The following is a 24,023-nucleotide window of genomic DNA, read 5'->3' on the forward strand; positions in this document are numbered from 1 at the left end:
AACCGAATAGCGTGACCACATGTTCGAGCTGCGTTTCCGCACGGAGCTTCACCCACCGGACGAGTCGGTGGTGGTGCGCACGGCCCGCGACGGCTGGACGGCGGACCGGGCGGGCGTTTTCGACGACGGCGCGTGGCGGTTCGGCTTCGACGACGACGAGGTCGACGCGCAGGGCGCGTTCACGTTCAAGTTCGTGCTCGACGGGACCTGGATGGACGGTCCCGATCTGGTGGTGCGTCCGGCGCCGGGTGGGCGGTTCGATTTCGACGACGCGGCCGTACGGTTCAGCCCGATGCCGGCCGTGGTCACCGAGAACGGGCGTGTGCAGCAGCTGTTCTTCCGGCCCGATCATGACGAGAACCACCTCTACGACGTCATCGTGGTCGGCTCGGGGATGGGCGGCGGCCTGCTCGCCGATCAGCTCAGCGACGCGGGCGCGGACGTCCTCGTACTGGAAGCGGGGTCCTATCTGTTCCCGACGCACGTGGCCAACCTGCCGCGGCGGCTGCGGATCGGGAAGTTCGACAAGAACGTCTGGGGGCTGTTCCCCGACTTCAGCTTCGCCAACTACGTGAATGTGCCGGGCTCGTTCTTCGGCGGCGCGCAGGCGTTCAACCTCGGCGGGCGCTCGGTGTTCTGGGGTGGCCTGATCCCCCGGATGGGGTCCTGGGAGCTGGCGACCTGGCCGCAGCCGGTGCGCGACTACCTGCTGTCCACCGGGTACCGGCTCGCCGAGGACGCGCTCAACCGCAACGGGCCGCTCGGCTCGCCCTATCAGGAGGCGACCAAGAAGCGGCTGGGCGAGATCCTGCCCGACTACGACCACCTGGACGCGCCGGTCGCCGTGCAGTACGAGGGGTACACGCCGCTGTCGATACCGGGCGGCATGTTCTCGACCGCCGACCTGCTCGCCGAGGACCGGCTGGTCGTCGGCGGCGGTGGCCGGACGCCGCAGATCAACCTGAACCACGCCGTCCAGCGGGTCCGGCACGCCAACGGCCGCGCGACCGGGGTCGACTGCTACGACCTGCTCGGCCGGGTGCAGCGGCAGTACCGGGCGGACAAGGTGGTGCTGTCGGCCGGCACGATCGAGTCCGCGAAGATCGCCCTGCAGTCGGGGCTGACCGACCCGGCCGGCCTCATCGGGCGCGGCATCACCGACCATCCGATCCTCTACACGCACTTCTCGATCCCGGCCGGCTCGCCGTGGTCGGCCGTGCAGGCGTCGGCCAAGGTCTGGTCGCGCCACCGCGAGACGAGCGCGGAGCAGCATCCGTACAACGTGGTGCTCGAGCTCGGCGCCGACTTCAACCAGGGCCGTTACATCGACCCCGACAACCTCGCCCGGCACCGGGCCGAGAAGCACGACGCCACGCTCGGCGAGGTCGTGTTCCTCTTCCACGCGCCGCTGGTGGACGGCAACCGCGTCGAGCTGGCCGGGCCGCCGCACCTGCCGGTCAGCGTCGACGTGCGACCGGCCCCGCTCAGCGGCGCCGTCCAGGACGAGGTGCGCGCCATCGGCAAGCAGGTCCTCGACGGCTTCGGCGCCGAGGCGATCACCGGGGAGAACCTCGAGCTGGCCACGGCCAAGCTCGGCGGGGTCGCGCACGAGGTCGGCACCCTGCGGATGACGGCCGGCGCCGGCGGGGTGGTGGACGCCGATCTGCGGTTCCTCGCCTACGAGAACCTCTACGCCTGCGACAACTCGGTCTTCCCGACGTCGCCGGCGGCCAACCCGACGCTGACTTTGGCCGCCCTGAGCCTGCGCCTGGCCCGCCACCTGACCGCAAACTAGTCGCGGTCGCGGAACCGGTCGGGCGGCTCCAACTCGACGATCTCGCCGGTTATCGCGTCGGCCGGGCGGCGCCCGACCACCGGCAGGTCCAGCCGGGTGTCGGCGTCCGCCGCGTGCCGCCCGGCGAACGGCTCGGCCGTGCGCGGCGCGGGCGGCGGCCAGGACGACGGCAGGCGGTTCATCGCGGCCGCGGCGCTGTACGACCGCGCATCGGCCCGGGATGGCGGCACCACCGGCGCGGGCGGCGGCGCCACCGGCTCCTCGGGGCGCAGCGCGCGCTCCCCCGCCGGCCACAGCCGGGGCGCCCTCCGGGCCGCCAGGTCCTCGACCCAGCCGAAGAGCAGCACCGCCAGCAGCGTGAGCGCCAGCGCCGTCGTCAGGTCGGCGGCGGCGCCGAGGTCGCCGGCCAGGTCGTCGAGGGCGACCACGGTCAGCACCGGCCACACGGCCGCGATCGCGAGGTTGTGCCAGAGATAGACCGTCACCGCGCGCGCGTTGAGCACCGTGACCAGCTTGTCCAGCGGCCGCGCCCGGGCCAGCCACCCCATCGGCGGCTGCCAGCGCAGCACGATCAGCACGAACGCGATCGACCACAGCGCCTGCGACTCGGAGACGTCGTTGAGGTCCCACGGGTCCTCGCCCTGGTGGCCGCTCAGCCAGTAGAGCGCGGCGGCGCCCAGCGCGATCGCGACCGGCCACGCGATCCAGGCCGGCAGCCGGCGCAGGCGGCCGTCGTGGTGGGCGAAGCCGGCGATCCAGCAGGCGCCGTAGGTGACGAAGTCCCACAGGGCGGCGTCGGCGGTGTCGGGCAGGGTCAGCCCGGTCACGTCGAGCACGGCCAGCAGCGCGAGCGGCGCGGCGACGGCGGCCCACCCGAGGCGGCGGTAGCACGCGTACATCGCCGGCGAGAGGAGGATGAACCAGACGTACGCCCGGATGTACCAGAGCGGCTCCCAGGCGTCGATGCCGGCGTCGCTGCCCGGCGGGTCGCCGATCGGGAAGATCCAGAACGCCAGCCGCGGGAGGCTGAACGGGTGTTCGCCGTCCACCTCGTGCTGCCAGCCGGCGACCAGCATGACCGGCACGGCGACCAGGCCGAGCAGCCACAGGGGAGGCAGCAACCGCCGCAGCCGGGAGGTGACCACCTTGGTGGCGGCGCGCTTCTCCAGCGAGGCGGCGGTGAGGGAGCCGGCCAGGGCGAACATGATGCCCATCGCGGGCAGCACGATGGACAGCCAGGGCCAGCCGAACAGGTGGTAGACGATCACCCGGACGATCGCAGCGGCACGGAGCAGGTCCAGGTAGCGGTTTCGCACCGGGAGACGGTAGCGGCGGATCTTGCCTGGGCGGGACCGTCCGGCCGGTCGGCAAGAACGCCTCGCAGGCTTACCCCGAAGGAATGAACTGTCCGAATTGTCTGTGCGCTTGTGCGACGTCCATGGTGACCATGACCGGTCTGCGCCGTTGACCCCTGGCATGGAGGCGAACCGAACTGGCAGGCGACGGCGACGGACGGGAGCGAAGGGTGCGCGGAAGCGTCTGGTGGTGGTCGGAGCGGCCGCGGCGGCGCTGCTGCTCACGGGCGGCATAGCGGCCACCACGGCCGACGCCGGGGAGACGCCCGACATCCCGGGCTTTCCGGGCTTCGCGCTCCCGTTCTTCGGGTGGGGCGCCGACGACTCCGGCGCCGATTCCGCATCGGATGACGATCCGGCCTGGGCCGGCGACGACTCCGCGGACCAGGCCGATTCCTCCGGCGCCGGCGATTCCCTCGGTTCCGGCTCGGCCTTCGGCTCCGGAGACAACCAAGACCACCTTTCCGGTACGGCGGACCAGCCGGTCACCGCCGACGACGACCGCAAGCCCGCGGCCGGCGACGCCGCAGCCCCCGGGTCCGCGACCGCTCACCAGGCTCCGGCCGGGGTCGGCCCGATCGCCCCGGCGGCAGACGGCGACCCCGTCCGCGAGCGACCGGCACCCCAGCGCCGGCCGGCCACGGCCGCCGGCGACTCGCACGACTCGCATGACTCGCAGGCCTCCCCCGGGTTCTCCGGGTTCTCGGCCCAGCGACCGGCCGCCGGCACCGGCCTGGTCGCCGCGGCCAAGCGGGAGGTGACCGCGGCCGACGTCTCGGCCAGCCCGGGCGCGCCGTTCCAGCAGCAGATCCTCGCCCTGATCAACCAGAACCGGCGGCGTGGCGGCTGCGACTCGGTGTCGCTGGACCGCCGGTTGATCGACGCCGCCAACGAGCACGCCGCCGACATGGCGCGGCGCCGCTACTTCGCCCACGAGTCGCCCAACGGAGACGGGGCCGGGGATCGCGTACGGGACAATGGGTATAAATGGAAGCGCTACGGCGAGAACATCGCCCGTGGCGCCGACAGCCCCTACGAGGTGGTCGACGGCTGGATGCACAGCCCCGAGCACCGGGAGAACATCATGGATTGCCGGCTGGAGCAGATGGGCGTCGGCCTCGCGATCTCGGATGACACTCCGTACTGGGTGCAGGACTTCGCCACGCCGATGACCTGATTTGCCCCGCTTCGTGAAAGTGGCGGGCAAAGTCTCAACTCGATAGGGCGCGAACCGATTCTCCTCCCGGATTCGCGCCACGGTCGTTCCCCATACACCGCGGCGAGCGCGGTTGTGCTTCGATGTGCGAACACATGTCCTGGGGAGGACCAAGTTGCGAGTGAGACGGGTTTCCGCCCGCCTCGCCGGGGCCGCGTTGGCGACCCTGGTGGGCGGCGGTCTCGGCGCGCTGGCGTTGTCGCCTGCGGGCGCCGGCGCGGCGGCGCGCACCACCCCGGCGGCCAAGGTCGTGACCACCACGGTGGTCACGAAGGCGGCGGCCGCGGGCTGCGCCACCGGTAAATACCAGAAGCAGGTCGAGGGCTACCTCAAGAAGATCGGCGGCTACGGCGCCGTCACGGTCGACGGCAAGCAGTCCGCCGCCGACTGCGCGGCGATCAAGAAGTTCCAGAACCGGTTCGGCATCAAGCCGGCCCAGGGGCTGGCGGGCCCCACGACGTTCGACGTGGCCAAGCGGCTCGCGTCGACGAACACGGCGGCCTGCAAGGCGAAGAAGTCCGGGCTCACCTTCTGCGTCGACCTCACCCACCAGACCACGTGGGTGATGAAGAACGGCAAGGTGTACCTCAAGCCGACGGTCACCCGGACCGGGATGAAGGGCTACCGCACGCCGGCCGGCACCTTCAAGATCAATAAGCGGACCAAGAAGGAGTGGTCGGACCCGTACAAGGTCTGGCTGCCGTACTGGCAGCGGTTCATCGGTGGGCGCGGCTTCCACCAGACCACCACCTACATCCACGACAAGTGGCGCGGTTCGCACGGCTGCGTCAACCTGCTGCCGCAGGACGCGAAGGCGTACTACGGCCTCGGGAAGATCGGCTCCACGGTGAAGGTGTTCGGGCGCCGTCCCGGCACCTGATCCCCGGTACTGCGAAACGGCGCCTCCGGGCGCCGTTTCTGTTTCCCCGGCCGCCTCCGCGGCCGCCCATCGATCGCAGGCATAGAGTGGCGAGCGTGCAGCGCTCCGCAACCCGGCCCGTCCGCGCCCGGCCCCGGCCGGGCGTTCTCGCGCTCGGGATCGTCATGCTGGTCTCGCTCACCGCGGCCTCCTGCGACAGCCACGACAGCGGCGTCACGGTCGGCACGGCGACCCGCGGCACGGTCGACGAGATCGTCGAGGCCCCCGGCTCGGTGACCGCCCGGGCCGCCGCCACGCTCAGTGCCCCGGCCGCCGGCACCCTGGCCGACCTCCGGGTCTCCGCCGGTGACCAGGTGCGCAAGGGCGACGTCGTGGCGATCATCGACGCGCCCGACGTCACCGCCCGGCGGGACGCGGCGGCCGACGCCCTCGACCAGGCCTCCCGGGGCGGCACCCCGTCGGTCGGGCTCTCCGGCTACACGGCGGTCCGGCGGCGCACCGACAAGCAGGCGGCCACCGCGTTCGACGAGGCCCGCGGCGCGGCGGCCAAGGTCACCGACGCCCAGCTGCGGGGCGTGCTGCTCAAGCAGGTCGACTCGGCCGAGAAGCAGTATCAGGCGGCCTCGTCGGCCGCCGCCGCGGCCCTTCGCTCGGTGCAGCGCGGGGTGGCGTCGCTCTCCGACGCGGTGGGTGCGCTCTCCGCCGCGCAGCGGCTCCAGGCCCGGCAGGCGTACGAGCTGGCCGACGCCGCCGTGGACGCGCTGACCCTCAAGGCGCCGGTCGCCGGGATCGTGCAGCTCGGCGGCCCGTCCGCGGGCGCGAGCGGCTCGTCGCTGAGCTCGCTGCTCGCCTCGGGCACGGTGCCGACCGCGGCGGCCGGGGACTCGTCGTCGCTGCCGGGCGTCGACTCGGCCCTGCCCGAGGGCGCCTACGTGGCGGCCGGCACGCCGATCGTGACGATCGTGGACGTGAGCCGGCTCGGGCTGGTGGCCGAGGTCGACGAGACCGACGTGCTGCTGGTGAAGCCGGGCGTCGCGGCGGCCGTCGAGCTCGACGCGGCGTCGGGCGCGGACTACCAGGCGACCGTACGCGCGATCGATCTCCTTCCGACCACGTCGGCGCGCGGCGGCGTGTCCTACCGGGTGCGCCTCGACCTGACGGCCGGCCGTCCCGTGCCCCGGCCCGGGATGAGCGCGGTCGTGCGACTGAAGGTACGCCAGGCGTCGGATGCGGTGACCGTGCCGGCCTCGGCGATCGTCAACGTGGACGGCAAGGACACGGTGTGGGCGGTCCGGGACGGGCGGTACCGGCGGACCGCCGTGACGGTCGGCGTGCAGGGCGAGGACGTGGTGCAGGTGACGGACGGCCTGTCGCCCGGCGAGCGCATCGTCGTGGGCGGGGCGGACGCGGTCCACGCGGGTGACAAGGCGTCTTGAGCTCGCCCGACGCGATCGTCGCCACCGACGTCACCCGCACCTACGAGCTGGACGGGGTCTCGGTGCCGGCGCTGCGCGGGGTGTCGCTGACCGTGTCCGCCACCGACTATGTGGCGATCGTCGGCACCTCCGGCTCCGGGAAGTCGACGCTGATGCACCTGCTCGGCGCCCTCGACCGCCCGACCAGCGGCACCCTGCTGATCGGCGGCCGCGACGTGGCGACGCTGAGCCCGGCCGAGATGGCCCACCTGCGGAACGAGACGATCGGCTTCGTGTTCCAGTCGTTCCACCTGCTGGCCCGCACGTCGGCCCGCGACAACGTGGCGCTGCCGCTGGTCTACCGCGGCGTGGGCCGGCGCGAGCGGCGGGCCCGCGCCGACGCGATGCTCATCCGGGTCGGCCTCGGCCACCGCCTGGACCACCGCCCCAACCAGATGTCCGGCGGCGAGCAGCAGCGGGTGGCGATCGCCCGCGCCCTGGTCACGGGCCCGTCGGTGCTGCTGGCCGACGAGCCGACCGGCAACCTCGACTCGGCGACCGGCGAGTCGGTGCTGACGCTGCTGGAGTCGCTCAACGCCGACGGCGTCGCCATCGTGCTGGTCACCCACGACCGGGACGTGGCCGCCCGCGCGCGCCGCCAGATCGTGATGAAGGACGGCCTGATCGTCTCGGGGGCCGTCGCGTGAGGATCGCCGAAGCGTGGCGGGTCGCCGTCGACGCCCTGCGCGCCAACCGGCTGCGCAGCATCCTCACCATGCTCGGCGTGGTCATCGGCGTCGGCGCCGTGGTCGCGCTGGTCTCCATCGGCACCGGCACCAAGCGGCAGATCGAGCAGCAGGTCGAGGGCCTCGGCTCGAACCTGCTGATCGTCGTGCCCGGCCGCCTCGACCCCGGCGCCGCGCCCACCGCCTCGACCATGACGCTCGACGACGTCGACGCCGTGACCCGGGTGGTCGGCGACCGGTCCCGGGTGGCGGTCACGATCAGCTCGGGCGAGACGGTCCGGGCCGGGTCGCGGTCGGCCTACGCCAGCATGCAGGGCGTCCTCGAGACCACACCGAGCGTCTTCGTGCGCCGGCTCGACCGCGGCGCCTACCTCACCCGTACGGACGTGACCACCGGCCGCCGCGTGGCGGTGCTCGGCGCCGGCATCGCCACCCAGCTCTTCGGCGACCGCGACCCGATCGGCCGGCAGATCACCATCGGCGGCGTCCGGTTCCGGGTGATCGGCACCTTCGAGCGCCTCGGCCAGAGCCTGGGCGTGGACCGCGACAGCGAGATCCACATCCCAGTGACCGCCGCCCAGCGCCTGCTCGGCACCGAGCGCATCGACGGCCTGGCGATCCGCGCCCCCGACCGCGACACGATCGACAAGCTCGGCGCTGCGGTGGTCGCCACGCTGGTCAAACGCCACCCCGACACCGACTTCAGCGCCGTCACCCAGGAACAGATCCTCGGCGTGCTCGGCGACATCCTCGGCGTCCTGACCGGCGTGCTGGCCGCGATCGCCGGGATCAGCCTGCTGGTGGGCGGCGTCGGCGTCTCCAACATCATGCTGGTCTCGGTCCGCGAGCGCACGAAGGAGATCGGCCTGCGCAAGGCGGTGGGCGCCCGCCCGCGCGACATCGGCATCCAGTTCCTCCTGGAGGCCGTCCTGCTCACCACGATCGGCGGCGTGCTGGGCATGGCCCTGGGCACCACGGCCGCCCTGCTGGTCGACCGCCTGACCCCGGTGCCGGCCGCCATCACCTGGTGGTCGCTGGCCCTGGCCTTCGGCGTCTCGGCCGCGGTCGGCATCGTCTTCGGCGTGGTACCGGCCCAGCGAGCGGGCCGCCTCGACCCGGTCGTCGCCCTGCGCACCGAGTAGCCGGCGGTGTCACCAGGAGAAGGGTAGGGCTCAGGCGTTGGCCACGGTCCACGTCGACCGCCGGCCGGCGAGCAACCGCTGCGCCGCCGCTTCGGTCGCGGCCGGAACGGCCACGGCGTACAGCTGCTCGACCGCCTGGCGCATCCCGCGCAGGAAACGTTCGCCGGCCGGCGTCAGAAGCCCGGAACCGGCGAGGGTCTCCCACGCGTCCGACACTTGCGCCCGCGCCTCGGCGAACTCCTGCCGGGCCTGCGGAAAGCTCTCCGGGTCGGCGCTCAGCGAACGCCACATGTCCGCGACGCCGATGAAGGCGTACAGGCCATGGAACAGGCCGCCGACCGGCCGCGCGTCGGTACGCCACGGCGCGAAGAAGAGCCGGTCCGACGACCGGTAGAGCTCCACCATGTCCAGAACGGCGGACAGTTTCGAATGCTGGAACTCGTGCACGAGCGCCACGGCGAAGTCCGCGGCTGTCTTCGGGAGGTCCAGGGCGACCACGCCAACCGCGTCGCGCGTCGTCGCACTGTGCGCGGCGTTGCCCGCCGGACGGCGCAACGGCACGAGGGAATGCAGCCCCGCCGCCAGCTCGGCGGCTCGCTCGGGGGCGTACGCCGTCAGAACTCGCCAGGCTTCCCGCATGCTTCGCCGCCAGGCGTCCCACTCCGTCCCGGACAGGCGATCGGACGCCGGGACGTGGAAGACATCCCGGTACGGGTCCACGTCGTCGAACAGCACGCTGAAGCCGTCATCGAGGGTCAACGCCCGCAGCCGCTGCCACTCGTACTCCGCGACATCCGACCCGTCGATCCGCAGCCGGCCACCGGCTACGGACAGCCGTACCCGCCGGCTGCCCTCGGCGAGCCGGACCCGGCCGATCGAGGGAAGGCCGAGCCACCCGTCGCCGACGTAGCCGCACACGTCGGCGCTGCTCCCCGTCCGCATCGCCACGGCCGCGGCCAGCGCGCCGAGATGCCCGGCGGCTCCGGGGACGGCGTCGCCCCGCTCCACCATGGTGCGCGCCGTGCGCGCGGCCCACAGCCCGGCCATCGGTCCGGTCACGATCGACCGCACGACGTCGGGCGCCCGGTAGTCGGCCGCGGAGATGGCCGCAATCGCGGCGTCCCGGTCGGCGACCGGCCGGATGCGATCGCTCACCAGCCGTAGAAGGAGAAGCCGGCGGCTGTGCTGCGCGGCGATCAGCTGCGCGACCGCCCCAGGGCCGCCATGGCTGGTGGCAAGGGCATCGAGGGTTTCGTCGTCCAATTCGTGGCGGGGCGTAGCGATCTGCGCGGTCACCGCGGGTCTCCTGGACGTAGACGGCCTAGATCAGCAGCCACCCGCCGGCCGATGTGGTGGATCAGGATCTGCATATCGGCGCAGTACACCGACGGGTTCTGGAAGCCGCTGACCGCCCGGTACCGGTGAGCAAAATGGCCGCCACCGCAAACTCGCCGTATGGAACAGCCGCGGCATTCGTCTCCGAGAGCATCCTCGCCGATCTGGCGGGCCGCGACACCAGGATGGTCCAGCGCGGCGTCGAAGGGGTCGGACAGCACGGTCAGGCCGGTCCCGCAGGCACCCGGATAGGCGGTCTTGAGCGAGTCCACCAGTTCGATGTCGCCGTCCGACTCCACCACGGCAACGGCGACCGGGCTGAGACCGACCTGCTCGGACCGGCTGGACCCGCCCAGGAGAAGACTGATGATGTCGTCGAAGAGCCGGATCCCGGTCTCCCGCCGCGGCGCGCCGTACCACCGGTCGAAGACCGCCGTCAGCCAATCGGCGTACCGGACCGTCGGTGGATTCTCCCAGTTCGCGTGGGGCAGCAGGAAGTCGATCGCGGGCGGGTGGTAGGACAGCAGGAACTCGAACGCCTCGATCGGGTCCGCCGCCACGTCGACCGTGCACAACAGACCCGCATAAGCGTGGCGGAACCTCGGCTCAGCGAGTGCTCGCAACGCCCGGGCGACCGCGGCGTGACTACCGGCGCCACTCCGGAAGCGACGATGCCGGTCATGGCTTTCCGCTGCGCCGTCGACGCTCACGCCGATCCTGATGCGGGCCGCGGCCAGCCGCTCGAGCACCGGTGGGGTCAGCGCGACGCCGTTGGTCTGCATCCCGACGGACAACCGGCAGGAGCCGGGCAACGCGTTCCGCAAGTCGCTCGCCAGCCCGACGAGAATGTCGGGACCGGCCAGCAGTGGCTCACCCCCGTGCAGAACGACGCTCACCCGGGTCAGGCCGTGATCGCGCACATGCCGGGCAATGGCGCGTACCGCCGCCTCCCGGATCTCCGCCGGCATGAGCTTCGGGCGACCACGCCAGCTCTGGTCGGCCGACTCGTACACATAGCAGTAGTCGCAGGCGAGGTTGCAACGTTGATGCACCTTGAGCACGAAGTCGTGGAAGGGCGTGGACCGCCACCCAGATCGGCGCAGCTCGTCCAGGTCGAGGCGCCGGTGCGGCCAGTCCGGATGGCCCGGCCGCGTCGCAGGTGAAGCTGTGAAACGCACCTGAGCACGCTAGCGCGGGTGGGCCCGGCAGAGGGCTCACGACTCGGGCGGCTCTATCTCACATTCGAGCAGTACGCCGGAGACCGCTACGCCCTGTGCCGCCAGGCCGGCAAGGGCCTCGGCGTGAAGCGCGTGCCCCTGGGCGCTGTCACCGGCTGCGGTCAGGAAGGTCCCAAGATTGGCCTCATAGGCGAGCGTGTACGGATGGTCCCGTCCGAGGGCGACGTATGCCCGCTCGACGACCGAGCGCGAGATGTCTAGTGCCACGCCGGAACCGTGGCGAAGCATCAGGTCGATGGCCAGCCCGTTGGAGGCCGCCAGGGTGTACGGGTGAGACTCGCCGACGACCTGGGTCAGCTCACGCACGGTCAGCTGGTCACTGAGGTAGACGTCGTCACGAGCGCCGGCGAGGCGGTTGATCGCGGCCGTGTTCACCGCTGCCGCCAGCGCCATCGGGTGCCGCCGGCCCAGCGCGGTGCGGCACCGGTATGCGGTTTCGTCCGCGAGGGTTCGCGCCTCGTCCAGATCGCCGGCCCGCCACAGCGTGTTGGCCAGCGTGATCATGCTCAGCAGCGTGCTCTCATGAGACGGACCGAAGCGCCGGTCGACGGCATCGCGGTTCAGTACGGCCAGACTGACCGCTTCGCCGTCCCGCCCCGCTTGGCGGAGACCCAGTACCCGCATCCGGCTCGACCACAGGACGTTCTCGTGACCCTCGCCGTGCAGCCGGACCTGCACCGGCAGGATGGACTCGACAAGGTTCAGGCTTTCCCGGAACCGGCCGAGGCCATAGAGGTCCTTGGTCAGATTCGCGGTCGCCAGCAGGGTCCGGGGATGGTCCGCCCCGAGTCGCCGGGTATAGCCGTCCCGCGTCTGCAGGTCGACCGTGTAGGCCTCGGCGAACATACCGTTCATGCGCAGGCTCACCGCCAGGTTGCCCATGGCGCGCAGCTTCGCCGCCTCGTCCGTGCCGGGGCGGTCCCGGCGGCCGACGACGGCGCGGTCGATCTCCAGCGCCTCTCGGTACGCGCCGGTGATCCGGAGGTAGATCCCCAGGGCACCGGCGAAGTCCAGGGTGAGCGGGTGGTCCTCGCCGTACTGCGGATCGTCGCGCAGCCGGTCGAAGGCAACCCGCGTCATCGTGCGTGCGTCCTCGTAGCGGCCGAGGGCTCGTAGGGCGTTCGCCGTGTCCCGGATGGCTCGGAAGGTCAGGTCGTCCGCGGCCGTCGCGCCCCCGGTACCGGGCGGCCGGCCCCACTCGCTGACGGCCAGCTCGCCGAGCTGCCACGACTCCTCGTACTCGCCGCGCCGTTCGAGATATCTGATCTGGTCGACGATCGCCTGGCGCACGGACAGATCGTCGGAGCGCAGCGCCTCGCTGGCGATCAGGTTGGGCCCGATCGCCGCATGCAGCGACCACGTACGCGGGTCGTCGGGGTCGCCGGGGTTGGCCGCGCCGAGCAGCCGGTGGGTCGTGCGGCGCACCTTCTCCGCCCGCTCCGGTCCGATCTGCTCGCGCAACACCGACCGGATCAGGCGATGAACCTGGATACGCTGGCCGGCCGGCTCGAGGCGGGCAACACCGTAGCGCACCAGCGGATTCACCACCCGCTCGATGAAGTCGTACTGGTACAGGGCGCGCCCGAGCGGTGGATCGATGTCGGCCTGCTGGCCGAGGCGGAACAGGGTGACCGGCACCGGCTCGGAACCGAGGAACGCGAAAAGCTCGAACAGCTGCGCCGCCGCCGGCGAACGCTCGCGAAGAGCCTGGATGGCGACCATCACGAACGCCGCGACGCTGGTCGCGTGCGCGTCGTGCGGCTGAGGACCCAGTAGATCGTTGAGGTGTTCCGCGAACAGTCGTAGGTACTCCTGGACCGGCATGCCGGTCGCCGACTGCACGGCCGCCACCTGCCCGAGAGCGAGCGGCAGGTCGCCCAGACGCTCCGCGAGCGGGTCGGCGTCGGCTGGTGAGATGCCCGCGCCGCGGCGGCAGAGCAGCTCGACGCTCTCCGGCCGGGAGAAGACCTCCAGGTCGAGCACGTGTCCCATCGACGACCAGCCGTGCACGCGACTGGTGACGATCACGTCCCCGCCCGGTGGCAGCATCATCCGGATTGCCGCCGGATCGTCGGCGTTGTCGAAGACAAGCAGCCAGCGCAGGGCGCTCTCGCCCAGCGCGTCGACCGCCGTGAGCGCGGTCTGGTAGGGATCCCGGCCCCGCGGCAGGTCGAGCCGTTCGGCGAGCGAGGCGAGCGCGGCCCGCGCCTGTGCCGGTCCGGCCGCGGGGACCCACCACACCACGTCATATCGGGCGGCGTGCCGGTGTGCGAACTCGACGGCCAGCTGCGTCTTGCCGACGCCGCCGATTCCGCGGATCACCAGCGGACGCCGGGGAACGCCATCGAGCAAGCGCCGCATCGTGGCCAGGGTTTCCCTCCGGCCCACGAACGCGCTGTTGCGCGCGGGAACATTGAGGACACCGCCGGCCACCCCCGACGGACCGGCCGGCGGGCTGTCGACGGCCGGAACGCCCTCGGCGGCCGGTGCGTCACCCATGGTGGCCACCGACGTCTTGCCGTCGGCCGCCGCCAGCCACATGGCATGAAAACGACGGACCTCCGCGTCGGGTTCGGGCCGGTTGACGGACCATGCGGCCAACTGCCGGACGACGCATTCGAGCTTGAGCCAACGCGGAAGGCTGCCGCCGCGCAGGATGTCGCTGACGGCCTGATGGCTGACGGTGTCCTTGAGGTCGTCGCGCTCGCGGATCGCCGAGCTGATCCGCCTCAGCCCGGGCTTACCGGCATCACGGTGGAGATCCCGGATGGCTTGGGCGAGACGGGCCGTCGGCTCCTCCGCCACCGCCATGAAAGACCTCCTGCGAGCCCCGCATGACGATGCGTCAGCGAGCGTCAGCTTTCGTCAAGCCTCAGCCTCGCACAGAAGACCTCCTGATCAACAGCCGTCAATTTGCGTCGCGATCTGACAGCTTGCGGTCTTGACCTTCACCGGCCTTCCACGCTGGAGAAGGAGGACAGCGGGAGCGGAGGGCGCGGACAATGCGGCTTTGGCGGTGGTTGATGCGGGTAGCAGTGCGGCATGCGGACAAGGCAACCCTGGCCGGCGCGCTGCTGACATGGTGGTTCGTGCTGCGCCCCGATGCCGAGGTGGTCAACGCCGTCGACACGGTGTCGTACCTCGTCATGGTCTACTCGATCTGGCGGGCCTGCCGATCGTTTGCGGTCAGACCGAGGTCAGAACGGCTCTGGGTCCGGCGGCGCGAAGTTGCCGAAGCCCGCAAGGATGGGCGTGACAGAGCTGTCGCCGAGGTCAGCAGCGAGTCGCCGGAGGGCGTGCGCGAGAGCGGAGTCATCGGCGACGAGCACGTCAGACGCCCGTAGCGCGGTCAGATCCAACAGGCCGCCGTCCGCCGCGCCGGCGATGGGCCCGGCCTCAACCTCGTTGTTCATCGTCCGACACCCTATCGGGGTTTCGATCCGACCGGCTGGCGACGCGGTCATCTGACTGCCCTTTTGTGATCAGTCCCAGGGGGCAGATGACCGGCGCTCAGACGCAGCGCGGGCCGTCGCCCGGGGTCGGGCCTGCCACCGCAACGATCCCGGTCGATCCCATGAAACGCGAGGAAAGCCCACGAACTCTCGCTAATGTGTGCTTGTGCGGCAATACGGACTGGCACCGGAGATCGACGCTGCCATGGCGGCGCTCGTTTTCCGTGCCGGACCGCTGCTGTGCGCGCTGCGGCTGGACGAGGTGATCGAGACGATGCGGCCGCTCGAGATCCAGCCGCTGGCCGGGACGCCGGCCTTCGTTCTCGGCATCAGCGTGCTGCGTGGCGTGCCGACGCCGGTCATCGACGTCGCCCGCCTGCTCGGCGGAAGCGGCCCAAGCGGCGGAAACGGCCCAAGCAGCGGGAACGGCGCAAGCGGCGGAAACGGCGCCAAGCCGCGGCGCTACATCGCCGTACGGACCGAGCGCGGCGCGGTGGCCCTGGCCGTCGGGCCGGTGATCGGCATCCGCAACGTCGACGCGAGCGCGACCGGCGGCCACCCGGCCCTGCTCGGCACCCGGTCGAGCCGGCTCGTCGCGGGCGTGGGCACCGTCGGCTCGGAGCCGTTGCTGCTGTTGCAGAGCATGCGCGCGGTGCCCGACGAGGTCTGGGAAGCCGCCGCCGGGGTGGGCGCCCCGTGACCCCCGGCGAGGAGCTCGGCCGGTTCCGCGAGCAGCTTGCCGGGCAGCTGGGCTGGGCGTTCAGCGATCGGGACGCGGAACAGCTCGGCCCGCTGCTGGACGAGCGGGCGCGGGCGCACCGGCTGAGCCGTGACGACTACCTGCACCGGCTGGCCGCGCGCCCGTGGCCGGACGAGCTGACCGCGCTGATCGAGCGGCTGAGCATCACCGAGACGTACTTCTTCCGGCACGGCGAGCAGTTCCGGGCCCTGCGCGAGGAGGCGCTGCCGGAGCGGATCGCGGCCCGGTCGGGGCAGCGCGTGCTCAAGATGCTGTCGGTGGCGTGCTCGTCGGGCGAGGAGGCGTACAGCCTGGCGATCACGGCGCGCGAGGCGGTGGGACCCGACTGGCTGGTCCGGGTGGTCGGGGTGGACGCCAACCCGGCGGTGCTCGCGCAGGCGACCGCGGGTCGCTATTCCGCGTGGTCGCTGCGCGAGACCTCGGACGCCGTACGCCGACGGTGGTTCCACCAGGAGAGCGGCGGCTACCGGATCGCCGAGGACGTCGTACGCCTGACCCGGTTCCGCCGGAGCAACGTCGCCGAGCCCGACCCCGAGCTGTGGCGCCCCGACCAGTACGACGTGATCTTCTGCCGCAACCTGCTGATGTACCTGACCCCGGCGCTCGCGTCGTCGCTGGTGTCCCGGATGACCGAGGCGCTGGTTCCCGGCGGCTACCTGTTCCTCGGCCACACCGACTCGCTCGGCACCACCCCGCCCGGGCTCGAGCTGCGGCAGAGCCACCACGCGTTCTACTACCGCCGCCCACCGGCCGGGTGTCCCCCGGCCCAGCGGCCCGCTCCCCGCCCCGAGCCCGCACCGGCCGTCCGCGAGACCCGGGACGACCTCTACCACCGGGCCCTGGTGCTGCTCGGCGAGGAGCGCTTCGCCGACGCGCTCGACCTGGTGACCCGCGTGCCCGGGCCCCGGACCGGCCGCGACCGGCTGCTGCACGGCGTGCTGCTGGCCCAGGCCGGGCGCCTCGAGGAGGCCACCGACGCGGCCCGCCGGCTGATCGACGACGACGGGCTCAACGCCGACGCGCACCAGCTGCTCGGGCTCTGCCTCGAGGGCGTCTCGGCGACCGAGGAGGCGATCACCCAGTACCGGCTGGCCGCCTTCCTCGACCACGGGTTCGCGCAGCCCCGGCTGCGGCTGGGTCAGCTGGCCCGGCGGCGGGGCGACGGGCGGGCCGCGGCCGGCGAGCTCGACCAGGCCCTGCGGCTGCTGGCCGGCGAGGACGACACCCGGATCCTGCTGTTCGGTGGCGGGTTCGGGCGGATCGCGCTGACCGTGCTCTGCCGGGCCGAGCTCGACGCCTGCGGGGTGCGGCCGTGACCACGCCGATCGACGAGCTGTCGCGGCTGCCGCGGATCGAGCTCTGGCACGCCTCCGGCCGCGGCGTGGAGGCGCGGATCGACGAGCTGCGGTCGGAGTTCGACCGGTCGTTCACCGAACCGGTCCGCGACCACGACGAGGCGCACGCCGAGCTGCTGTCGATCCGGGCCGGCGGGCGCCCGTACGCGATCCGGCTCGCCCAGACCTCCGGCCTGCACCCCGACCGCCCGGTCACCCCCCTGCCCGGACCGCTGCCCGCCCTGCTCGGCCTGGCCGGGTTCGCCGGGACCGTGGTCCCGGTCTACGACCTCGCCGCCCTGCTCGGCCACCCGGTCGCCGACCGGCCCCGATGGCTCGTGCTGGCCATCGGGTCGCCACCGCTCGGACTCGCGTTCCACGAGCTGGACGGGCACGTACGGGTCGCGGCCGGGGTGATCGTGGCCGACGACGCGGCGGCGAGCCGGCGGGACATCCTGCGCGGCATGGTCGAGCTCGACGGCCTCAACCGGCCCATCATCGACGTGCCCGCGGCCCGCGCGGCCGTGCACGCCATGGCCGGACACGCCCAAGGAGACGAGGAGGCGGCACGATGATGGCGGGACGGACGTTCGGCTTCAAGCTGGCGGCCGGGTTCGGACTGACCCTGCTGCTCACCCTGCTCATGACCGCGACCTCGGTGATCGCGCTGCGCTACGTGCTGACCTCGAAGGACGCCGTGATCAAGTCGGCGTCCGAGGCGCTGGTCGGCGCCGAGCAGCTCAGCAAGACCATGGAACGGCGGATCGGCGACTACCGCGCGTACATGCTGACGAAGGACGCGGAATGGCTGAACGCCACCAACGCCGACCGCGCCGAGTTCCTCGACCGGCTGGCCCGGCTCCGGGCGGCACTCAGCGACGACCCCGCCTCGCTGAAGCTGCTCGACACGGTGGCGCAGAACGAGACCGCCAACTCGGCCGCACTGGACGATCTGATCGCCCAGCGCCAGAAGATCGACACTCTGGTCAGCGTCGCGCAGCTCGACACCTCCCGGGTGAAGCCGACCCGGCTGGCGTTGCTCGGCTCGATCAACGCCCTGGTCACCCAGGTCAACAAGCACGTCGACAAAACGCGCAAGCTGTCCTCGACCCGGGTGACCGTCGCGATCATCTTCATCATCGGGATCGGGACCCTGTTGATCCTCGGCGCCGCGGCGGTGGCCTGGCGGCTCAGCCGCGACCTGCGCCGCGAGGTGGGCGCCGCGGTCGGGCACATCCAGAGCTCGTCGGCGCAGCTGGAGGCGGCCGCGGCCCAGCAGGCGTCGGGCGGGCGGGACCAGGCCAGCGCGATGAACGAGATCACCACGACGATCAGCGAGCTGCTGATCACCTCGCGGCAGATCGCGGACAGCGCCCAGCGGGTCTCGAAGATCGCCGAGGACACGGCCGACGCGGCCCGCACCGGCGACGCGACGATCGACCAGACCCGGGCCTCGATCGCCGCGATCCGCACCCAGGTCGACCAGATCGTGCAGCACATGCTTGCGCTCGGCGAGAAGTCGCAGCAGATCGGCGTGGTCGTCGACCTGGTGTCGGAGCTCGCCGAGCAGACGAACATCCTGGCGATCAACGCGACCATCGAGGCGAGCGGCGCCGGTGAATGGGGCCGGCGGTTCGCGGTGGTGGCCGAGGAGATCCGGAAGCTGGCCGACCGGACGGCGGGCTCGGCCAAGGAGATCCGGGCGCTCATCGAGGACGTACGCGGCGCGGTGAACACGACCGTGATGGCCACCGAGATCGGGGCCAAGGCGGTGGACGCCGGATCCCGGCAGTTCGACGACGCCACCAGCTCGTTCCGCCGCATCGCCCAGCTCGTGGCCACCACCAGCGACGCCACCCGGGAGATCGAGCTGTCGACCAAGCAGCAGACCACGGCCGTGGAGCAGGTCAACTCGGCCGCCTCGGACACGGCCCGGGCCAGCCGCGAGACCGAGGCCAGCGCGGTGCAGACCAAGCAGACGGCCGCGCACCTGAGCACACTCTCCGGCGACCTGCTCGACCTGGTGGGAACCGGGAAGCATTGATGAGCGAGGGCCGGGACCCGCTGCGCTACTTCCGGATCGAGGCGCGCGAGCTGGTCGACCAGATCAGTGCGGCCGTTCTCGATCTGGACCAGCAGCCGGGTCCGGAACTGGTGGCGCGGCTGCTGCGCTTCGCGCACACGCTCAAGGGCGCGGCCCGGGTGGTGAAGCAGACCCAGATCGCCGACCGCGCGCACGAGTTCGAGGAGGTGCTGGTTCCGCACCGCGGCGGGCCGGGGCCGATCGCGGCCGGGGAGATGCGGGAGCTGCTGCGCCTCAACGACGAGATAGCCGGATTCGTCGAGGTGTTGGAGAACCCGGCGAGAACCGGACCGGCCGGACCGGCCGGGCAGGCCGGCCCGGCCGGACGAGCAGGACCCGCGGGACAGGCCGGCCCGGCCGGACGAGCAGGACCCGCGGGACAGGCCGGCCCGGCCGGACCGGCCGGGCCGGCGGGACCGGCGGGACCCGCGGGACCACCGGGGCCGGCGGGACCGCCGGCCGGCGGGACATCGGCAAGCGGGACGCCGGCGTCGGCGCACGAGCCACCGGCCGCGGAGAACCCCGACGCGGAGGACGAGGAGCCGGCCGCGGAGCCCCCGCCGCGCGCGCCGACGGCCGACCTGGACGAGCTGCTCGACGCGATCGGCGAGGCCAACGCCCGGATCGCCCCGCTGCGCGAGGGCGGCCGCACGCTCGGCCAGATCCAGCGCGGCGCCGAGCTGCTCGCCGACCGGTTGCGCACCACCCAGCAGCGGCCGGCCGACACCCGGGCCACCGTGCAGCGCCTGGCGGCCGAGCTCGGCGCGCTCGGCCGCCGCCTCGTGGACGCCGTCGACCAGGTCGAACGGGAGATGGACGAGGTGCGCGGCCGGGCCGAGAGCCTGCGTCTGGTGCCGGCCGGCACGATCTTCACCGGCCTGCACCGAGCCGTGCACGACGCCGCGGTGGCCGAGGAGAAGCGGGTCCGGTTCGTCTCCCGGGGCGCCGACGTGCGGATGGGACCGGGCCGGCTCAACGCGGCCAACGGGGCGCTGCTGCACGTGGTGCGCAACGCGGTGGTGCACGGCATCGAGCCGGCCGCCGCGCGCGAGGCGGCCGGCAAGCCGGCCGAGGGAACGGTCACCGTCGATGTCGAGCGGCGCGGCCGGTTCGCCCATTTCCGCTGTACGGACGACGGCCGCGGCTTCGACCTGACGGCGCTGCGCCGGGTGGCCGAGGCGCGCGGGCTGCTCACGCCCGGCCACGAGCCCGACCCGGACGAATTGCTGCGGCTGGTGCTGCACGGCGGGATCAGCACCTCGGGCGCGGTCACCGAGGTCGCCGGCCGGGGCATCGGCATGGACGTGGCCCGCGACGTCGCCGTCAGCAACGGCGGCGAGGTGCTGATCCGCAACCGGCCGGGCCGGGGCGCGACCGTGGAGCTGATCCTTCCGCTGACCCTGCTCAGCATGAACGGGCTGATCGTCGAGGCCGGCGACACCGTGGTGACGATGCCGATGGACGCCGTCCGGCGCTGCGTGCGGCTGCCCGGCGAGGACGCCGCCGCGGCGCTGGCCAGCGGGCGCCTCGCCCACGAGGGCCAGGTCGTGCCGTTCCTGCCGCTGGCGCGGACCCTCCAGGCGGCCGCCGGCAACCCGACCGCCCGGGTCGCCGTGGTGGTCAACGCCGACGGGGGCACGGTCGCCGTCGGCGTGGACCGCCTGGCCGGCACCGCCACGCTGGTCGCCCGCCCGCTGCCCGACCTCGCCCCGGCCGCCGCCGTGATCGGCGGCGTCGCGATCGACCTCGACGGCAACCCGCGCCTGGTGCTGGACGCGCACGGTCTGGTCGCCGCCGCCGGCCGCGACCCGGTGGGGGTGGCCGCGCCGCCCGGGCCGGCCGCGCCGCGCCGGCCGATCCTGGTCGTCGACGACTCGCTCACCACCCGGATGCTGGAGCGCAGCATCCTCGAGTCGGCCGGCTACGACGTCGACCTGGCCGCCTCGGCCGAGGAGGGGCTGGAGAAGGCGGCCGCCCGCGAGTACGGGCTGTTCCTCACCGACATCGACATGCCCGGCATGAACGGCTTCGAGTTCGTGGCCGCCACCCGGGCCGAGCCGGCGCTGGCGTCGATCCCGGCCATCCTGGTCAGCTCCCGGTCGTCGGCCGAGGACCGCCGCCGCGGCGAGGAGGCCGGGGCCGCCGCCTACGTGGTCAAGGGCGAGTTCAACCAGGAGGAGCTGCTCGCGCACATCCGGAGGCTGATCGTCCGATGATTCGCGTGCTGCTGGTCGAGGACTCCGCGACGATGCGCGGCCACCTTCGGGAGTCGCTGGCCGCCGACCCGGAGCTGCACGTGGTCGGCGAGGCGACCGACGGGGGCCAGGCCGTCGAGATGGTCGGGCGGCTGCGGCCCGACGTCGTGACCATGGACATGATGCTGCCGACGATGAGCGGCCTGGTCGCCACCGAGCACATCATGGCCGAGCATCCGACCCCGATCCTGGTGGTCTCCTCGGCCGACCGGCAGGAGCTGTTCAGCACCTACAACGCGCTCGCCGCGGGCGCGGTCGACGTGCTGGAGAAGCCGCGCGGCGACGACTCCGACGCGGACTGGGGGCGGCGGCTGCGCTCGGCCGTACGCCTGGTCTCCCGCATCCGGGTGATCACCCACCCGCGGGCCCGGCTCGACCGCCGCCGCCCGGCCGGGATGGCGCCGCCGCCTCCGGCGCCGGCCGCTCCCCTGCCCACCGCCGGCACGCTGCGGCTGGTGGCGGTCGGCGCCTCGACCGGCGGTCCGCGGGCGCTGACCGATCTGCTGTGCTCGCTGCCCGCCGGGTTCCGCCCGCCGGTGCTGTGCGTGCAGCACATCGCGGCCAGCGAGCCGTTCGCCGAGGCGTTCTCGGACTGGCTGGCCGGGCAGACCGGCCGCGACATCTCCTACGCCCGCGACTGGACCCCGGTCGAGGCTCTCGCCGGCCGGGTGGTGCTCGCGCCGCCCGACCGGCACTTGCTCGTGCGCGACGGGGTGCTGCGGCTCTCCGACGAGCCGCCGCGCTACTCCTGCCGGCCGTCGGTGGACGTCCTGTTCGAGTCGGTGGCGACCGAGCTCGGCGCGTTCGCGGCCGGCTGCCTGCTCACCGGGATGGGCCGGGACGGCGCCGACGGGCTGCTCAAGATGCGCACCCACGGCGGCGTCACGTTCGCGCAGGACGAGGCGAGCTGCGTGGTCTACGGCATGCCCCGGGAGGCGGCGCTGCTCGGCGCGGCCGCGTACGTGCTGCCGCCGGCCCGGATCGCGGCCCGCCTGGCCGAGCTGCACCCGGCCGGGAGCCGCCGATGAACCACCGGGTGCTGATCGTCGACGACAGCCTGACCGTGCGGATGGACCTGCACGACGCGTTCAGCGCGGACGGCTTCGTCACGCTGCTCTGCGCGACCGGCGACGAGGCGCGGGAGGCGTTCGCGGGCGCGAGCTTCGACGCCGCCGTGCTGGACGTGATGCTGCCCGACGCGGACGGGCTGGAGCTGCTCACCGAGCTGCGCCGCACGCCGGGCCGGGAGGGCGTCGCCACCGTGCTGCTGTCCAGCGAGGACGAGGTCGCCGACCGGCTGGCCGGGCTGCGCATCGGCGCCGACGAGTACGTGGGCAAGCCGTACGACGCCGGGTACGTGGTGGCCCGGGTCCGGCAGCTGCTCGGCGACGGCCCGGCCGCGGGCGGCGACCGCACCCTGGTCCTGGTGATCGACGACAGCATGACGTTCCGGGAGCAGCTGCGCGAGCTGCTGGAACACGAGGGCTACCGGGTGCTGACCGCGCCCTCGGGCGAGGAGGGGCTGCGCACGGCGGCCGACCGCCGCCCCCAGGCGATCATCGTGGACGGCGTGATGCCCGGCATCGACGGCGCCACCGTGATCCGCCGGGTGCGCCTCGACCCGGCCCTGCGCGACATCCCCTGCATCCTGATGACCGCGGCCGAGGACTACGCCACCGAGCTGCAGATGCTCGACGCCGGCGCCGACGCGTTCGTCCGCAAGCAGCAGAACCTGGCGATCGTGCCGGCCAAGCTCAACGCGGTGCTGCGGCAGAGCGCCGAGCAGCTGCCGATCGAGGTCACCGGCAGCCTGCACGGGCCGAGCAAGGTGCTCGCGCTGACCCCCGACCGCGACCGGCTGGCCGACCTGGCCGACGCGCTGCGCGACGACGGCTACGACGTGGTGCCGGTCGCGGTGACCGGCGACGCGCTCGAGCTGCTGGCGGCCCAGCCCGTCGACTGCATCGTGCTCGGGCTCGGCCTCGCCGGCGACGCCGGGCGCGACGCCTGCCGCCGGATCAAGGAGGTGCCGGTGATCGGCGAGACGCCGGTGGTGATGACCGGCGAGAACGACGACGACATGCTGGCCTGCCTGGCCGCGGGCGCGGACGACTACGTGCGCGCGGGTGCGGGCGCCGAGGCGTTGCGGGCTCACGTCCGTACCCAGATCCGGCGCAAGCAGTCGCACGACGAGAGCCGCCGCATCCGCGAGGAGCTGATGCGCCGGGAGCTGGACGCGGCCGAGGAGCGCGCCGCCCGCCAGCTGGCCGAGACCCGGGCGGCGCTGGTCGAGGAGCTGGAGTGGCGCAACCGGGAGCTGGAGGCGTTCTCCGGCTCGGTCTCGCACGACCTGCGCGGGCCGCTGCAGGTGATCAGCAGCTTCGCCGAGCACATGCTCGACGACGAGGACGACCCGCTCAGCGAGGAGGCACGCCGCCGGCTGGGCCGCATCCAGGCGGCGGCCCTGCGGATGGCCGACCTCGTGGAGTCGCTGCTGATCCTGGCCCGGGCCAGCCGGGGCGACCTGCGCCGGTCCGAGTTCGACCTGACCGCGACGGCGTGGTCGGTGGTGAGCGACGTCGAGGCTCGCTACCCGGACCGCGAGGTCGAGTTCCGGGTGCACGGGAGCATGACCGCCCACGCGGACGAGGGTCTGGTCCGGGTCATCCTCGAGAACCTGATCAACAACGCGGTCAAGTTCACCGGCAAGGTCGAGCGGCCGGTGATCGAGATCGGCCGCGCCGGCGACCGGTTCTTCGTGCGCGACAACGGCGCCGGCTTCCCGGCCGGCAAGGCGGGCGAGCTGTTCCGGCCGTTCGCCCGCCTGCACAAGGCCGACGAGTTCCCCGGGCACGGCATCGGCCTGACCACCGTGCAGCGGGCGGTCGAGCGGCACGGCGGCGAGATCTGGGCCGAGGGCGAGGACGGCAGCGGCGCCACCTTCTGGTTCACCCTGCCACCGGGCCCGCCGGGGCCGGCGGCGGAACGTCGCGGCCAGGCCCGCCGTAACGGCTAGC

General features: G+C 72.9%; 18 protein-coding genes. 14 read left to right on the top strand and 4 right to left on the bottom strand.

The window, feature by feature from the left end:
- Window positions 1–19 precede the first annotated feature (19 nt).
- Window positions 20–1,795, top strand: a complete 1,776-nt coding sequence (locus ACQP2F_RS27605; RefSeq protein WP_433292284.1) for a GMC oxidoreductase — start codon at window positions 20–22, stop codon at window positions 1,793–1,795.
- Here the strand turns inward: ACQP2F_RS27605 and ACQP2F_RS27610 are convergent.
- Entirely contained in the window at window positions 1,792–3,111 is a 1,320-nt protein-coding gene (locus ACQP2F_RS27610; protein ID WP_433292286.1) for an acyltransferase family protein, read from the bottom strand. The genes ACQP2F_RS27605 and ACQP2F_RS27610 overlap by 4 nt on opposite strands.
- A 226-nt stretch (window positions 3,112–3,337) precedes the next feature.
- Here ACQP2F_RS27610 and ACQP2F_RS27615 point away from each other — a divergent pair, with 226 nt between their 5' ends.
- From ACQP2F_RS27615 to ACQP2F_RS27635, 5 genes are all read left to right on the top strand, one after another.
- The gene (locus tag ACQP2F_RS27615) at window positions 3,338–4,327 is read left to right on the top strand and encodes a CAP domain-containing protein (RefSeq protein ID WP_433292288.1); all 990 of its coding nucleotides are present in this window, start codon (window positions 3,338–3,340) and stop codon (window positions 4,325–4,327) included.
- Between the two features lie 160 nt (window positions 4,328–4,487).
- A complete protein-coding gene (locus ACQP2F_RS27620) occupies window positions 4,488–5,246 on the top strand; it encodes a L,D-transpeptidase family protein (RefSeq protein WP_433292290.1) in 759 nt (252 codons plus the stop codon).
- 86 nt (window positions 5,247–5,332) lie between these two features.
- On the top strand, window positions 5,333–6,682 hold the full coding sequence (locus ACQP2F_RS27625) for an efflux RND transporter periplasmic adaptor subunit (protein WP_433292292.1): 1,350 nt from the start codon (window positions 5,333–5,335) through the stop codon (window positions 6,680–6,682).
- The gene (locus ACQP2F_RS27630; RefSeq protein WP_433292294.1) at window positions 6,679–7,368 is read left to right on the top strand and encodes an ABC transporter ATP-binding protein; all 690 of its coding nucleotides are present in this window, start codon (window positions 6,679–6,681) and stop codon (window positions 7,366–7,368) included. The genes ACQP2F_RS27625 and ACQP2F_RS27630 overlap by 4 nt, the downstream gene beginning before the upstream one ends.
- Complete coding sequence (locus tag ACQP2F_RS27635) at window positions 7,365–8,549, top strand: ABC transporter permease (RefSeq protein ID WP_433292296.1); 1,185 nt, start codon at window positions 7,365–7,367, stop codon at window positions 8,547–8,549. The genes ACQP2F_RS27630 and ACQP2F_RS27635 overlap by 4 nt, the downstream gene beginning before the upstream one ends.
- Before the next feature lie 30 nt (window positions 8,550–8,579).
- Here ACQP2F_RS27635 and ACQP2F_RS27640 read toward each other — a convergent pair whose 3' ends face one another.
- The 3 genes from ACQP2F_RS27640 to fxsT are packed head-to-tail and all read right to left on the bottom strand — an operon-like array spanning window position 8,580 to window position 13,933.
- Window positions 8,580–9,845 carry an HEXXH motif domain-containing protein gene (locus ACQP2F_RS27640; RefSeq protein ID WP_433292298.1) on the bottom strand — a complete coding sequence of 422 codons (1,266 nt, stop codon included), beginning with the start codon at window positions 9,843–9,845 and terminating at the stop codon, window positions 8,580–8,582.
- Window positions 9,842–11,062 (bottom strand): FxsB family cyclophane-forming radical SAM/SPASM peptide maturase, encoded by a 1,221-nt coding sequence (locus ACQP2F_RS27645; protein ID WP_433292300.1) that lies wholly within the window; start codon window positions 11,060–11,062, stop codon window positions 9,842–9,844. Before ACQP2F_RS27645 ends, ACQP2F_RS27640 begins: the two co-directional genes overlap by 4 nt.
- A 36-nt stretch (window positions 11,063–11,098) precedes the next feature.
- On the bottom strand, window positions 11,099–13,933 hold the full coding sequence (gene fxsT / locus ACQP2F_RS27650; RefSeq protein ID WP_433292302.1) for an FxSxx-COOH system tetratricopeptide repeat protein: 2,835 nt from the start codon (window positions 13,931–13,933) through the stop codon (window positions 11,099–11,101).
- A gap of 212 nt (window positions 13,934–14,145) precedes the next feature.
- Here fxsT and ACQP2F_RS27655 point away from each other — a divergent pair, with 212 nt between their 5' ends.
- The 8 genes from ACQP2F_RS27655 to ACQP2F_RS27690 all read left to right on the top strand — a co-directional run bounded on the left by ACQP2F_RS27655 (window position 14,146) and on the right by ACQP2F_RS27690 (window position 24,022).
- A complete protein-coding gene (locus ACQP2F_RS27655) occupies window positions 14,146–14,466 on the top strand; it encodes a hypothetical protein (RefSeq protein WP_433292304.1) in 321 nt (106 codons plus the stop codon).
- 313 nt (window positions 14,467–14,779) lie between these two features.
- On the top strand, window positions 14,780–15,274 hold the full coding sequence (locus ACQP2F_RS27660; RefSeq protein ID WP_433292306.1) for a chemotaxis protein CheW: 495 nt from the start codon (window positions 14,780–14,782) through the stop codon (window positions 15,272–15,274).
- A complete protein-coding gene (locus ACQP2F_RS27665) occupies window positions 15,271–16,650 on the top strand; it encodes a CheR family methyltransferase (RefSeq protein ID WP_433292308.1) in 1,380 nt (459 codons plus the stop codon). Before ACQP2F_RS27660 ends, ACQP2F_RS27665 begins: the two co-directional genes overlap by 4 nt.
- Window positions 16,647–17,243, top strand: coding sequence for a chemotaxis protein CheW (locus ACQP2F_RS27670; RefSeq protein WP_433292310.1), 597 nt, complete (start codon window positions 16,647–16,649; stop codon window positions 17,241–17,243). Before ACQP2F_RS27665 ends, ACQP2F_RS27670 begins: the two co-directional genes overlap by 4 nt.
- Window positions 17,240–18,712, top strand: a complete 1,473-nt coding sequence (locus ACQP2F_RS27675) for a methyl-accepting chemotaxis protein (RefSeq protein WP_433292312.1) — start codon at window positions 17,240–17,242, stop codon at window positions 18,710–18,712. Before ACQP2F_RS27670 ends, ACQP2F_RS27675 begins: the two co-directional genes overlap by 4 nt.
- Window positions 18,712–20,967, top strand: coding sequence for a hybrid sensor histidine kinase/response regulator (locus tag ACQP2F_RS27680; protein WP_433292314.1), 2,256 nt, complete (start codon window positions 18,712–18,714; stop codon window positions 20,965–20,967). The genes ACQP2F_RS27675 and ACQP2F_RS27680 overlap by 1 nt, the downstream gene beginning before the upstream one ends.
- Window positions 20,964–22,034, top strand: coding sequence for a chemotaxis-specific protein-glutamate methyltransferase CheB (gene cheB / locus ACQP2F_RS27685; RefSeq protein ID WP_433292316.1), 1,071 nt, complete (start codon window positions 20,964–20,966; stop codon window positions 22,032–22,034). The genes ACQP2F_RS27680 and cheB overlap by 4 nt, the downstream gene beginning before the upstream one ends.
- Window positions 22,031–24,022: a response regulator gene (locus ACQP2F_RS27690; RefSeq protein WP_433292318.1), complete on the top strand. Its 1,992-nt coding sequence runs from the start codon at window positions 22,031–22,033 to the stop codon at window positions 24,020–24,022. Before cheB ends, ACQP2F_RS27690 begins: the two co-directional genes overlap by 4 nt.
- Window position 24,023: the final 1 nt, after the last annotated feature.

The sequence above is a fragment of the Actinoplanes sp. CA-030573 genome (assembly GCF_050951115.1).
In the GTDB taxonomy this organism is placed as follows: domain Bacteria; phylum Actinomycetota; class Actinomycetes; order Mycobacteriales; family Micromonosporaceae; genus Actinoplanes.